Raw genomic sequence first — 13491 nt, 5'->3', positions numbered from 1 at the left:
ACCGGTTCATGTCCGTTCCCCGCCTCGGGCTGCTCACCATGCGGTCCTTCCTGCGATCCCCGCTGCCCACCGCGGCACTGGCCGCCCTCATGCTCATCCCCCTGCTCTACTCCGGCATGTACCTGTGGTCGTTCTGGGACCCGTTCGACCGGATGGAGCACCTGCCCGTCGCCCTGGTCAACGAGGACGGGGGCGCCGTGGTCGACGACGAGGAGGTCAACGCGGGCGACGAGCTCACCGACACCCTCCTGGAGCGCGGTGACCTCGACTGGCACCTGGTGGACGCCTCCGAGGCCGCCCAGGGGCTGGAGGACGGCACGTACTACGTCACCCTCACCATCCCCACCTACTTCAGCGAGGCCCTCACCTCTCCCTCCCGGAACCGCGAGGACCCCGTCCCCGCCCTCCTGGTCGCCAACTACAACGACTCCAACAGCTACGTCGTGCGCCAGCTCGCGGGCAGCGCCTTCAAGGAGATCCGCGCGGCGGCCGCGTCCTCCGCGATCAGCGACTACCTCGACCAGATCTTCCTGGGGTTCAACGAGATCCACGGCAAGACCGAGGAGGCCGCCGAGGGCGCCGGACAGATCGCCACCGGCGCGGGGGACGCCGAGAGCGGCTCCGGCGAACTCTCCGAGGGCATCGACGGAGCACACGAGGGGGCCGGTGAGCTCAGCGGCGGCATCGGAGAGCTCTACACGGGCTCCAAGACGCTCGCCACGGGCGCCGACACGGCCTCCACCCAGGTCTCCGAACAGGTCGACAAGCTCGACGACCTCGCCGACGAGTGGCTTCCCCAGCTGGAGGAGGACATCCCGGACATCCAGGAGCGCGCCAGCGAGGCCGCGAAGGCGTCCGCGGCCGTGTCCGAGGCACTCCAGGAGCTACCCCAGGAGATCGACGTCACCGGCCTGAACGAGGTGGACGGCCGCCTCTCCGCCTACCTCCGGGACCACCCCGAGCTCGAACAGGAACAACCCGACCTGCACACGCTCCTCACGGACCTCCAGGAGGCCATGGACACCGCGCTGTCGGTGGCCGGGTACGTCAACGACAACCGCGAGGACATCAACGCGACCGCGGCCGAGGCCGCCGCGCTCAGCGAGAAGGCCGAGAGCCTCTCCGAGGACCTGCCCGACATGGTCGAGGACGCCAAGGACGCGCGGGCCAAGGCGGACGAGCTCGCCGAGGGGCTGGCGGCCCTGGCCGAGGGTTCCCGCTCACTCCGCGACGGCCTCTCCGAGGCCTCCAGCGGCGCCGGTGAGCTCGACTCCGGCCTGGGCCAGCTCAGTACCGGCGCCGGGACCCTTCACGAGGGGTTGGGCGAACTCTCCTCGGGAACCGACGAGCTCGCCGAGGGCCTGACCGACGGTGTGGACGAGATCCCCACCTACTCCGAGGACGGGCGGGTCAGCGCCGCCGACATGATGAGCGAACCGGTCCGGCTCGACAGCGAGGTGGACAACGAGGCGCCCAACTACGGGACGGGGTTCGCTCCGTTCTTCGTGCCGCTGTCGCTCTGGGTGGGGGCCATGGTGGTGTTCATGGTGCTGCCCGCGCTGTCCACGCGGGCGCTGGCCTCCTCCGCTCCGTCCTGGCGGGTGGCGCTCTCCGGTCGTGTGGTGCCGCTGCTGCTCGGCTGGGCGCAGGTGGCGGTGATGATGACCGTGCTGCACCTGGCTCTCGGGTTGCAGTCGCAGAACTGGGCCCTGATGCTCGCCTTCCTGACGCTCACCTCGGCGGCGTTCACCACGACGGTCCAGTACCTGAACGTGAGGTTCAACGCGGCGGGCCGGGTGGTCGCCCTGGCGCTGCTGGTGCTCCAGCTGACGTCGGCGGGCGGCACCTACCCGATCGAGACGAGCCCGGCGTTCTTCCAGGCGATCGGCCCCTACCTGCCCCTGCACTGGGCGGTGACGGCCATGCGCCACCTGATCGGCGGCGGCGACATGACGCTGGTAGCGCAGGCGTTCGGCGTGATGGGCCTGTGGCTCGTGGTGCCGCTCCTGCTCACCTGGCGGGCGGTGAACAGCAAGCGGGTGTGGACGATGTCCACCCTCTACCCCGCGCTGAAGATCTGACCGACGGGCGCCCGCGCATCCGCGAGAATGTGTGGGCGCCCGGCCACGACCGTGAGCCCCACCCGTGTACCCCAGCCGGAGAGTCCGGGTTTCGGCAACACTGCGCAGGAGGAGTCAAGCCGCCAGCGAGGAACGAGCGTCAGGCGTAGACAACGATGCCGTGCCCACCTCAACCCGAATCCCTCCGCACAGGCGACGAACCCGGGGCCGAAGCGAAGCGGAGGCCCAAAAAGACAGGTACTCATGACTGACACACCCCGCGGCGGGCGCCGGGAGGCCACCCGGCGGAAACTGTTCGAGGCCGCCGTGACGTTGATCTCGGAGCAGGGCTACGGTGCCACGACGGTCGACGAGATCGCGGAGCGCGCCGGTGTCGCCAAGGGCACCGTGTACTACAACTTCGGCGGCAAGAACGAGTTGTACGCGGCGTTGATGGAGTGGGGTGTCACGCGGCTGGCCGACACGTTGCGGGACTCCGTTCCGGCCCCGGACGAGCGGGTCGAACCCCGGGAGGTCCTGGCCACGGTGCTGCGCGCGGGTGTGGTGTTCATCAGTACGCACGAGGCGTTGGCCCGGTTGCTGATGGCCGAGGCGTGGCGGACGAACCGGGCGTGGTACACGACCGTCCGGCAGATCCGCACGGAGGCGATTGGGGTGATCACCGGTCAGCTCGACGCGATGGTGGAGCGCGGTCTGACGCGGCCGGACCTGGACACGGCCCTTGCGGGTTCGGCACTGTTCGGCATGGTGGTGACCGTGGCCCTCGATTGGCGTACGCTCCAGCCGGAGCGTCCGGTGGAGGAGATCCACACCACCCTGGCGCATCTGGCCGACGGTCTCATCGGCTCCCCCGCCTCCCCGCGCTGATCGTTGACGTAGAACCCCGGAGAGGAATCCCCCGCCATGGCCGACCTGTATCCTCTGCTGCCCGTGATCGTCGGTGCCGTCCTGCTGTGGATGGTCACCCGCGACACCCGGACCGAGTTGCTCCTGGTGCGCAACGGTGTGCGCGCCAAGGGCAGGGTGATCGGATACCACGAGACGTCGGTGGCGTCCCGGATGATCGTGCAGTTCCAGACGGAGGACGGCCGGGAGGTGCACGCCGAGCACGAGAACTCGGGGTGGATGGCCTCGCGTGCCGGGGAGATCGTCACGGTGTCCTACGACCCCGAGGTGCCTGAGCGGGCCCGCATCGTCTCGGCTCCGTGGTTGAGCCACTGGGTGCGCGCCATGTTCGGCGGGCTGGGGTTGCTGCTGGTGCTCATCGGCCTGTTCCTGGGCTATCTGCACTGGTGGGAGGGGTAGGCGGTTCACACCGGGGCGGGGGCCTCCTCCCTCGGCGGGGAGTAGCGGACCAGGCGCCGGGGAAGATCGCCGTCGATCGCGGAGCGGGTGCGCACCCGCACACCGCAGAGGAGGTCGGCCAGGCCCGCTCCGTCGGGTCGGACGACGGCGGTGCTCGCGTGCAGGACGACGACAGCGAGGGCGAACCAGGGCAGGCCGAGGGAGACGAGCAGGGCCACGGGCGTGTACAGCAGTGCCGTGCGGACCAGGGTCCGCACCCGGGAGGCGGGGCACGGTAGCCGCTGTTCGGTGAGCGCCAGCCGCAGTGCGGCCGCACCGGGGGTGCAGCGGTCGCGGCGCAGCAGCGGCACGACCAGCCCGAAGATCCCGGCGAGCCCGAGGAGGGCTCCGGTGAGCAGCGGCTCCCGTAGCGCGGGCGGGGCGGCGCCGTAGGCACCGGCCAGGGCGACGAGCGTGGCCGCCCCGAACCACCACAGGCCCACGTCGACCATGGCTCCCATCATGCGTCGGCCGAGGTCGGGGGCGATCCGGTCGGGGACGGCGGCGGGCCAGGAGCGGTGCGGGCCGAACGGCCAGACCACCGGCACCCACCGGGCGAGCAGCCAGCCGAGGAGGGTCGCGGCGACGCCGACCCCCGCCGCCGCGAGGGCGACGTCGTTGGGGGCGCAGGGGTACAGGCCGAGGAGTCCGGTGGCCCGGACGGCGGTCACCGCGAGGGCGAGGGCAGCGCCGAGGGCGACGGTGGCGAGCACGCCCCGGCGGAACCTGGCGCGGGCCAGCAGGCCCACCGGAAGGAACGCCGCTGTGAACAGCGCGGCGTCACGGGTGGTCAGTGGCGGCGGGGTCGCGGGGCCGAGCGAGCACAGTCCGTCAGTGGCGGCGGGCAGGGGCCAGACGGCGAGGGCGGCCAGGCCGAGCCCGGTGAGCAGCGCGGCGAGGGTGAGCTGCCCGGGCCACCCGGCCAGCCGCCCGTACCTCTGGTGCTGCCAGCGCAGGTAGAGGGCGGACGCGACGACCATCGACAGCGGTATGGCGGCGGACGCCACGTCGATGGCGGCCTGTCCCGCGCCGAACGGTTGCCCCATGTCGTGTGCGTTCCCCCTGCTCGTTCCCGGGGCGCCAGGCTAGTACGACCCGGCCGCGCGTGGGGAGGGAACGGGGAATTCGCCGTCGAGGTGTGCCCCCGGGGCGGCCCGTGGACGCCCGTGAACACCCGGGTTTCGGTCCCTCCGTGATCCCTGTGACCGATGTCCCACGACGCTCCGCCCGCTCCCTCTCCCACCGAAAGCCCCACGTCATACCTGGCCTTGTGTGAACAAGGCACTACTTCATGGCAGACTGCGTGCACCACCCGGATAATCCGCCGTTTCTCGGGCGAGATACGATCCCCATCGCCGAAAACCCCCGCACGTGGTGCCTCTCCGGCAAGCCCACCCCCCTCTGGAGGGACGAGCGCGGACCACACGGCGGGAGGTCCGCGCGCACACCGGCCCGCCGGACGCGGACGGACGACCGCTCGGCTCCGACAGCGCCTGAGAAGACTTTGACGCGGATCGACAGGAGAACCGTGCAGGCAGTACCGAAGAAACGTGGGCGGACCATCGCCGCCCGTATCCGCGCCATGGTCATGATCCCCACCACCGCGCTGTTCGCACTGTGGTTGATCCTCACCATCGTCCTCGGCGGCGACGCCGCCTACCAACTGCTCCGTTCCAAGGCCACCGACGACCTCGTCACACCGGCCGCGGTCGGCCTCGTGTCGGCGATGGCGGAGCGCTCGGCCACGATCGCCTACATCGAGAACCCCGACGACGCCGAGCTCACCCAGCAGTTGGAGCAGAGCCGTCAGCGGACCGACGAGACCCTGGGGACGGTCGTCGACGACCTCATGGCCTTCGCCGACCTCGCCCCCGGTGACGGCGGCATGCACATCGAGATGCTGTACGACATGTTCCAGGACGTCGGCGGCGTTCGCGAGGCCGTGGACGCCGGGGACGCCAGCCGGGCCGACGTCCTGGACTTCTACAACGAGCTCGTCCTACACGGCGCCGACAGCTTCGACAGCCAGAGCCGTGAGGGGAACGCGGGGGACGCCACCAGCCCGGGGTTCACCTCCGTGTACCTGTTCCGCAGCGTGGACCTGGGCGCGCAGGCCGACGCGCAGATCGCCCGCGCCTTCGCCACCGGCGACCTCACTGTTGAGGACCAGCACGAGTTCACCCGGATGATGGGCGCCTTCGAGGAGCTGCTGGCCGCCAACGCCCCCTACCTGGCGGGCGACGGCCTCCTGGAGCGGTACGAGGCCGTGCTGGCGGGTCCCGAGTACGCCACCCTCACCGAGCTCTCGGAGCGGATCACCCACCGCGAGGTGGAGTCCACCACCGTCACCGACCCCGTCACGCTGCTCCCGGAGACGGTGGACGACCTCACCATGCCGGTCGCGCGTTCCGAGTGGGAGGCCGCCTACACCCACGTCATGACCGAACTCACGGACCTGGGCGCCGAGGAGGCCCGGTACTCGGCGGCGATGACCCGAGAGGACGCCCACGACGCGGTGCTCCTGGCGGTCGGCGGCAGTCTCGGCGTGGCCGCGATCATCCTGGTGGCGTTCGTCCTGGCCCGCCGCTCCTCCCGTGAACTCACGTCGCGTCTGCTCACGCTGCGCGAGGAGTCACAGGACCTGGCCGAGCGGAAGCTGCCCGAGATCATGGACCGCCTGCACCGGGGCGATCGCGTGGACACCGCCTCGTCACTGCCCGAGCTGCACGCGGAGGACGACGAGATCGGCGACGTCGCCAAGGCGTTCAACTCCGCCCAGCGCGCCGCCGTGGAGGAGGCGGTCCAGCAGACCGAGCTGCGCCACGGCGTCAACCGCGTCTTCCTCAACATCGCCCACCGCAGCCAGACACTGGTCCACCGTCAGCTCCGGCTGCTGGACAAGATGGAGCGCGAGCAGGAGGACCCGGACCAGCTCTCCCAGCTGTTCAAACTGGACCACCTGGCCACGCGTTCGCGCCGCAACGCGGAGAACCTGCTGATCCTGGGCGGCGAGGCCCCGGGCCGTACCTGGCACCGGCCGATGCCGCTGATCGACGTCCTGCGCGGCGCCATCTCGGAGTCCGGCGACTACACACGGGTCAAGCGCGAGCGCATCGCCCGGGTGAACCTGAACGGCCCGGCCGTCGCGGACGTCATCCACCTGGTCGCCGAGCTGGTCGACAACGCGGCCATGTTCTCGCCGCCACACACGCAGGTGCGGTTGAGCAGCGACGACGTGCCCAACGGCGTGACGATCGAGATCGAGGACCGCGGTCTGGGCATGACGGAGGCCGAGTTCACCTCGACCAACGCCCTGCTGGCGAACCCGCCCGAGTTCGACGTGATGCGCCTCAACGAGAAGATGCGCCTCGGCCTGTTCGTGGTCTCCCACCTGGCGCACCGGCACGGCATCAAGGTGCACCTGCGCCCGTCGCCGTACGGCGGCGTGCAGGCGATCGTGCTGCTCCCGCAGGACCTGATCAGCGGGGACCGCTCCCCGCTGCCCGCCACGGAGGAGGCCGGGGACATCTGGGAGGTGCGCGAGATCGTCGACCGCACTCCGGAGACCGCGCTGGAGTCGAACCGTGTCGCCCGTCCCGGCAAGCCCGTGCTGACCTCGGTGTCCGCTCCCGCGTCCACCGAGGGGCCGGAGCCGGTCGGCGCCCCGGAGGACTCCGAGAGCGACCTGCTCAGCGCTCCGGTGCGCAAGGACGACTCCCGTCCCGTCCTGCCCACCCGCGGCTCGCGGATCAGCGCGGTCCCGGACGTCGTCGAGGAGGCCCCGGAGAGGGCGTCCGCGAACACCGAGGTCGCCGAGGAGCCCGAGACCCCCGTGACGGCTGGGGCGCCCGAGACGGTCGAGGCGGGCGGCGGGCGGCCCGCGCTGCCCAAGCGGCGCCCGCAGGAGAACCTGGCCCCGCAGCTGGCGGCCGACCCCGCCGAGTCGGGGACGTTCGGGTCCCCGTCCGACGGCGCCTCCGCCGAGTCCCCCCTGGAGGGCGCCGAGCGGCTGGCGCGCCTTCGGCGGAACATGTCCGCGTTCCAGCAGGGGACGGACCGTGGACGGCGCGAGAGCAAGAAGAACACCCACGACACCGACAAGGACGCGTAACCGTGACGAGTACCGAAAGCGCTGAGCGCGGCAGCGGAAGCGCCGCGGGCAAGAAGGACATCGACTGGCTGCTGGACGAGTTGCTCGACCGCGCCGTGGGTTCGCGCCACGCGATCGTCCTCTCCGCTGACGGCCTGCTGATCGGCCGGTCCAAGGAACTGCTCAAGGAGGACGCCGAGCACCTGTCCGCGGTGGCCTCCGCGTTCCAGAGCCTGGCGCGGGGCACCGGTCGCCACTTCGGCGGCGGCGAGGTCCTCCAGACCGTCGTGGAGATGGAGAGCGCCTACCTCTTCGTCACCGGTGCGGGCCGCGGCGCCTGCCTGGCCGTGCTGGCCGAGGAGAGCGCGGACGTCGGCCTGATCGCCTACGAGATGAACGTCCTGGTCGACCAGGTGGGCCGGTACCTCGACACGGCGCCCCGCCACGCGGGAGCCGCCGAGGCGTCCGGGGAAGCCACACGATAGGGGGCTTGATGCAAGCGCACGACGATTTCGATCCGGGTGGTCCTCCTGACGGGCTCCCGCACCGGGGCCCCCTCTCGGGGGCCGTCGAGGGCCCCGCTGAGGGCGCCGTCGAGGGCTCCCTCGGCGGCGAGGAGGCGGGGCCCCTGGTCCGGCCGTACGTGATCGCCCAGGGACGCGACCACGCCGACGCCGTCCAGCTGGACATGATCAGCGTGGTGATCGCGGCCAAGCGGGCCCAGGTCGACGAGATGGCGCTGGAGCCGGAGCAGCTCCGCATCCTGGAGCTGTGCCGTCGTCCCCTGTCGGTCGCCGAGGTGTCCGCGCATCTGGACATCCCGGTGGCCGTCGTCAAGGTCCTGCTCAGCGACCTGCTCAACCGCGGGCTGGCCCTGGCCCGCGCCCCCTACACAGCGAAGAGCCCGGTGAGCCGGGACGTACTCCAGGCGGTTCTCGATGGCATCCAGAGACTCTGACTCGGGCCCCGAGGCCCCCGTTCCCTCCGCACTGAAGATCCTGGTCGCCGGTGGTTTCGGCGCGGGGAAGACCACCCTGGTGGGCGCGGTGAGCGAGATCGCACCGCTGAGCACCGAGGAGATGATGACCGAGGCCAGCTACGGCGTCGACGACCTCTCCGGGGTGGAGTCCAAGACCACCACCACGGTGGCGCTGGACTTCGGCCGCATCACGGTGAGCCCCGCGCTGGTGCTGTACCTGTTCGGGACTCCCGGCCAGGAACGGTTCTGGTTCATGTGGGAGGAGCTGTCCGAGGGCGCTCTGGGCGCGGTCGTCATCGCGGACACCCGCCGTCTGGAGACCTGCTTCGCGGCGGTGGACTTCTTCGAGCGGCGCGAGGTGCCGTTCGTGGTGGCGGTGAACTGTTTCGACGGGGCGCACCGGTACGAGCCGGGTGTGGTGCGTGAGGCGTTGAGCCTGAACCCCGACATCCCGGTGGTGCTGTGCGACGCCCGCGAGCGGGAGTCGGCGAAGGAGGTACTGGTGACCCTGGTGAACCGGGTGTCGGAGCAGGTCGCGGCCTGACCGGGGCCGGAGGCGACCGACACGGGCGGTACCGGTGGGGCGGGTGGAGGGGTTCCCGGAGCTCTCTTCCACCCGCCCCGCCGTGTCCGGGGACCGCCATCGCCCTTGTACACGTGTAGGTTCCAGGTAAAGTGCGGGGCGGCGCGGGGCCCTCGGGTCCGTGCGCGGAGGAGACCGGGGCACACGCCCCGGGCGGTCCAGGACGAAGGTGGAGTTCCATGCAGCGTTTCCATTGGCGCGACGAGATCCGCGGCCTGGACGCCGAGGCCGACTGTGAACGCATCGTGCGCATCCTGGGCACGCTGGAGTTCCCGTGGGACCTGGAACAGTCCCTGGGGCTGGCCCTGTACCGCACCTACGCGGTCCCGTCCATCGGCGAACTGCTGGGCGGCACCCGCGAGTTCACGGAACGCACCCAGCACCGCTACGACGACACCGCGCTGATCCTCAACGACATCATGGAGCACGGCTTCGGCCCGGGCCGCGGACGCGACGCGCTGCGCCGCATGAACCAGATGCACCGCTCCTACGACATCAGCAACGACGACTACCGGTACGTGCTGAGCACCTTCGTCGTGATGCCGGTGCGCTGGCTCAACGACTACGGCTACGGCTGGCGTCCGCTGAGCGACCACGAGATCGCGGCCAGCACGAACTACTATCGCAAGCTCGGCGCGCACATGGGGATCAAGGACATCCCCGAGACCTACGCCGAGTTCCGCGAGCTGATGGACTCCTACGAGGCGGAGCACTTCGCCTTCACCGAGGGCGGCCGCGCCGTCTCGGACGCCACGCTCGCCCTCATGGTGGACTTCTACCCGGCGTGGCAGCGCCCCGTGGTGCGCCCCTTCACCCGGGCCCTGCTGGACCCGTCGCTGATCCGCGCCTTCGGCTACGAGGAGCCCTCCGCGTTCTGGCGCAGGGCGGGCGACCTCGCGCTACGGACGCGGGCGCGGGTCGTACGGAGGATGCGGCCGCGCCGGGAACCGCGCTGGGCCCGGATGAGCGCCAACATCCGCAGCTACCCGGACGGCTACGAGCCGGACCGCATCGGCACCTTCCCGAAGGGCTGCCCGGTCCCCCACGGCATGGCGACCCGCGACGTGCCCGAGACGGGCGCGCGGGTTCCCGCCCCCGGTCAGGCGCTCGCCCCGGAGCCCCGCGCGTCCGAGGACGCCCCCGCTCCTCCCGCCGGGGGCACCGACGCGGGCGGCGCCTCCGAGGCCGCTGCTCCCGAAACGGGTGCCGAGCGGGCCGTCGCCGAGCCGACCGAGCGCTGACCCCACCGGTCCGGGTCGTGCCCTAGCGGCCCCGCCCCGGACCGTGGAGGCGCAGGAAGGCGTCCACCCCGGAGCGGACCACGGCGATCCGTTCCTCGTCCGAGAGCGGCAGCGCGCCGAAGAACGACCGGCTGTTGGCGGGGCCGCGCACCAGGGCCAGGTAGTGTTCCGCGGCCCCGCCCTCCCCGCCCTCGGCGATCTCCAGCAACCCCCGGTCCGCCAGGGTCCGCAGGTGCGCGGCGAGCGCGCCCACCACCAGTTCGGAGCCGCTGTCCGACCAGGCCCTCGCGGCCTCGGGGAAGTGCGTGGCCTCACCGATCAGCAGCCGGACCAGGGCCGTGTGTCCGGCGCGGCGGCCCCGTGGGGACAGCCACTCGTCCTCGAAGGCCACCAGTGCCGCCCGGGCGTCGGTCGCCGGACCCAGGTGGCGGCCGGTGGCTTCGGCGTGGTCGGCGGCCAGCGTGGCACTGCTCTGCGTGACGATGGTCAGGAACAACCGCTGCTTGTCCGCGAAGTGGTTGTAGATGGTGCGTTTGGAGACCCCGGCGTCGGCGGCGATGGCGTCGACGCTGGCCCGCGCGTAGCCCTCCCTCAGGAAGACGCGCAGGGCGGCCTCCGTGATGGCCTCGCGTTTGGCGGGGGACCGGCGGTCGCGCCCGTCCCCGCAGGTCTCGGTCATTCCTCGTCCTCCGCTCTCGGGTCCGCGCCGATCGGGCAAGCCCCGTTCCGTCGCGAAACTGCACCGTGTAGTTTACCTTCTATGGCGAAGCACGACCCCCACCCCGAGTCCGCTGTGTCCGCCGACCCCGCCGTGCCCGTTCCCGCGAACACCCCGGTCACCGGGTCGGCACCGGCGCCGACAACCCCCGAGACGGCACCGCACCGACTCGACGGTCCGCTGGTCAAGCTGGCCGCCGTCCTGTTGGTCGGGTCGATGGCCGCCCTGCTCGACACCACGATCGTCAACGTGGCCGTGGACCACCTCTCCCGGGCCCTGGACGCACCGGTGTCCACGGCGCAGTGGGTGGCCAGCGCCTACCTGTTCTCCACCGCCGCCGTCATCCCGGTCACCGGCTGGGCGATCGACCGCTACGGGCAGCGGGCCAGCTGGATCACCGCGCTCGCGCTCTTCGGCGCGGGGTCGCTGCTCTGCTCCGCCGCCTGGTCCATCGAGAGCCTGATCCTCTTCCGCGTCCTCACCGGTCTGGGCAGCGGCATGGTCCTGCCCCTGGTCATGACGATCCTCGTGCAGGCCGCCGGGCCGCAGCGCCTCGGCCGGGCGATCGGCCTGATCAGCGTGCCGATCCAGCTGGCGCCCGCGCTGGGCCCGGTGCTGGGCGGGATCGTCCTGGACACCCTGGGGTGGCGGTGGATCTTCGTGATCTCGGTGCCGTTCGTCCTGCTCGCGATCGCCCTCGCCGTGCGCGGTGTGCCCAAGGGCAGCCCTCGGGCCACCGAACGGCTCGACCTGGTCGGCCTGCTCCTGCTCTCACCCGGGATCGCGACCCTGCTCTACGGGTTGTCCGTCCTGGGGAGCACGCCGCTGGCCCCGGTGTTCGCCGGTGCGGGGCTGCTGCTCATCGTCGGGTTCGTGGCGCACGCGCTGCGCGCTCGGCCCGGCGGCCCGCCGCCCGTGATCGACCTGCGCCTGTTCCGGGACCTGCTGTTCCGGTTGGGCGCGCTGCTGATGTTCGTGTTCGGGATCTGCGTGTGGGCGGGGATGTTCCTGCTCCCGCTGTTCTTCCAGCAGGTCCAGGGCACCTCGGCGATGACCGCCGGTCTGCTGATGGCGCCGATGGCCGCCGGGGTGGCCGTGGTGAACCTGTTCATGGGATCGGTGGCCGACCGGGTGGGCCCGCGTTACCTGGTGGTGGGCGGCCTCCTCGTGGGCGCCGCCGCGACCGCGCCGTTCGTCGTCGCGGGGCCCGACACCTCCCCGACCCTGTTGGCCACGGCGATGTTCGTGCGCGGGCTGGGACTGGGCGCCGCGATGGTGCCGATGCTGGCCACCGCCTACCGGGGACTGCCCTCGGACAAGGTGCCCCGGGCCAGTAGCGCCCTGAACGTCACCCAGCGGTTGGGGGCCGCGATCGGCACCGCCGTCCTGGCCCTGCTGCTGGCCTCACTGCTGGCCGACGCCGCGCGGCCCGAGACCGCCTTCCAGGTCACCTTCGGCTGGATGACCGGGCTGACGGCGGTGGCGATCGTGCCCGCGCTGTTCCTGCCCAGCTCCCGACCCGACCTCACCGGGCGGTCCGGCTCCGGGGGCTAGGGTTCGTCCGTCGGCGGTGCCGTAGGTGGCGCGGCGCACCAGGGTCTCGAACGGCCCCCGGTACCCGGACCGGCGCATGAGCTCCGACAGCACGACGGTGGCCAGCCAGACGCCGGTGGCCAGCAGGGCGGTGGTCGTCACGGTGAGTGTTCCGGACAGATCCAGGAGGAACGGTGTGAACACCACCGCCCACACCGGCGACTGGGCGAGGTAGCAGGTCATGGAGCGCTGACCGGTCGCCGCCAGGGCGGTCACCACCGGTCCGGGCCGGGGACGGGACTCGATCCGCATCGCGACCAGGGCGATCAGCGCGGCGTAGCCGAGTCCGCCCGCGACGCCGCTCGTCGCGTGCAGTGCGCCCAGGACCGCCTGGTCCGCCGCCGGGGGCACCGGAACCACGCCCGCGACGGCCAGCGCCAGGGGTTGGGCGCCCAGGACGGCCGCCACCGGACCCAGGACGGCCGTCGCGACGAGGAGACCCCTGTGCGTCCCCTCCCGTTCCAGGAGGCGGCGGCGTCCGGCCCAGAGGCCGAGCAGGAACGGCGCGGCGAACCCGAGGGGGCCCGCCAGGGCGACGAGCACCACCGCGAACGCGCGGTCGGTGAGCATCGGCACCGGGCCGGCCGGCAGGAGCACCGGGTCCGGGCCCTCGGACGTGAACGGCCCCGCGTCCGGCAGGGCGGTCAGGGTGAGGAGCGCGGCGGCCGCGACCAGCAGCCAGCGGTCCCTCCAGAACACGGCGAAGGAGCCGAGCAGCAACAGCACGCCGTACATCGCGAGGATGTCCCCCGCGTAGAACAGGAATCCGTCCACCACACCGACGGCGACGAGCACGGCGGCGCGCCGCCACAGCAGAGCGCGGGTGGCGGTCCGGCCCCCGTTGGGGTTACGGGCGACCAGG

At 71.8% G+C, this 13491-nt stretch carries 11 protein-coding genes and 1 pseudogene; 9 read left to right on the top strand and 3 right to left on the bottom strand.

Translation table 11 applies throughout. From position 1 onward, the window contains the following. Positions 1-8: 8 nt before the first annotated feature. From ACFYL4_RS18670 to ACFYL4_RS18660, 3 genes are all read left to right on the top strand, one after another. Positions 9-2081, top strand: a complete 2073-nt coding sequence (locus ACFYL4_RS18670) for a YhgE/Pip family protein (protein ID WP_387519534.1) — start codon at positions 9-11, stop codon at positions 2079-2081. A 243-nt stretch (positions 2082-2324) separates the two neighbouring features. Further along, on the top strand, positions 2325-2948 hold the full coding sequence (locus ACFYL4_RS18665; RefSeq protein WP_387519532.1) for a TetR/AcrR family transcriptional regulator: 624 nt from the start codon (positions 2325-2327) through the stop codon (positions 2946-2948). A gap of 36 nt (positions 2949-2984) precedes the next feature. After that, complete coding sequence (locus ACFYL4_RS18660) at positions 2985-3386, top strand: DUF3592 domain-containing protein (RefSeq protein ID WP_357758099.1); 402 nt, start codon at positions 2985-2987, stop codon at positions 3384-3386. Between the two features lie 5 nt (positions 3387-3391). Here ACFYL4_RS18660 and ACFYL4_RS18655 read toward each other — a convergent pair whose 3' ends face one another. Further along, entirely contained in the window at positions 3392-4471 is a 1080-nt protein-coding gene (locus ACFYL4_RS18655; RefSeq protein WP_387519530.1) for an antibiotic resistance protein VanZ, read from the bottom strand. Between the two features lie 482 nt (positions 4472-4953). On the opposite strand from ACFYL4_RS18655, the gene ACFYL4_RS18650 reads away from it, so the two are divergent. From ACFYL4_RS18650 to ACFYL4_RS18630, 5 genes are all read left to right on the top strand, one after another. Then, positions 4954-7536 (top strand): nitrate- and nitrite sensing domain-containing protein, encoded by a 2583-nt coding sequence (locus ACFYL4_RS18650; RefSeq protein WP_387519528.1) that lies wholly within the window; start codon positions 4954-4956, stop codon positions 7534-7536. Between the two features lie 2 nt (positions 7537-7538). Continuing rightward, a complete protein-coding gene (locus ACFYL4_RS18645; protein ID WP_357758090.1) occupies positions 7539-8000 on the top strand; it encodes a roadblock/LC7 domain-containing protein in 462 nt (153 codons plus the stop codon). 8 nt (positions 8001-8008) lie between these two features. Further along, positions 8009-8473 carry a DUF742 domain-containing protein gene (locus ACFYL4_RS18640; protein ID WP_357758087.1) on the top strand — a complete coding sequence of 155 codons (465 nt, stop codon included), beginning with the start codon at positions 8009-8011 and terminating at the stop codon, positions 8471-8473. Continuing rightward, complete coding sequence (locus ACFYL4_RS18635; protein WP_387519526.1) at positions 8454-9038, top strand: ATP/GTP-binding protein; 585 nt, start codon at positions 8454-8456, stop codon at positions 9036-9038. The genes ACFYL4_RS18640 and ACFYL4_RS18635 overlap by 20 nt, the downstream gene beginning before the upstream one ends. 218 nt (positions 9039-9256) lie before the next feature. Next, positions 9257-10318 (top strand): oxygenase MpaB family protein, encoded by a 1062-nt coding sequence (locus ACFYL4_RS18630; protein ID WP_357758081.1) that lies wholly within the window; start codon positions 9257-9259, stop codon positions 10316-10318. A 22-nt stretch (positions 10319-10340) separates the two neighbouring features. Here ACFYL4_RS18630 and ACFYL4_RS18625 read toward each other — a convergent pair whose 3' ends face one another. Next, a complete protein-coding gene (locus tag ACFYL4_RS18625) occupies positions 10341-10997 on the bottom strand; it encodes a TetR/AcrR family transcriptional regulator (RefSeq protein WP_357758078.1) in 657 nt (218 codons plus the stop codon). 81 nt (positions 10998-11078) lie between these two features. Here ACFYL4_RS18625 and ACFYL4_RS18620 point away from each other — a divergent pair, with 81 nt between their 5' ends. Then, positions 11079-12590, top strand: coding sequence for an MDR family MFS transporter (locus ACFYL4_RS18620; RefSeq protein ID WP_387519523.1), 1512 nt, complete (start codon positions 11079-11081; stop codon positions 12588-12590). Positions 12591-12668: 78 nt separating this feature from the next. Here the strand turns inward: ACFYL4_RS18620 and ACFYL4_RS18615 are convergent. Further along, positions 12669-13199 (bottom strand): annotated as a pseudogene (locus ACFYL4_RS18615) (DUF418 domain-containing protein); the annotation flags it as partial. Positions 13200-13491 lie beyond the last annotated feature (292 nt).

It is taken from the genome of Nocardiopsis sp. NPDC006938, assembly GCF_042869555.1.
Classification (GTDB): Bacteria; Actinomycetota; Actinomycetes; order Streptosporangiales; family Streptosporangiaceae; genus Nocardiopsis.
The sequence above is the reverse complement of the archived record's forward strand: the minus strand, read 5'-3'. Positions and strand labels throughout refer to the sequence as shown.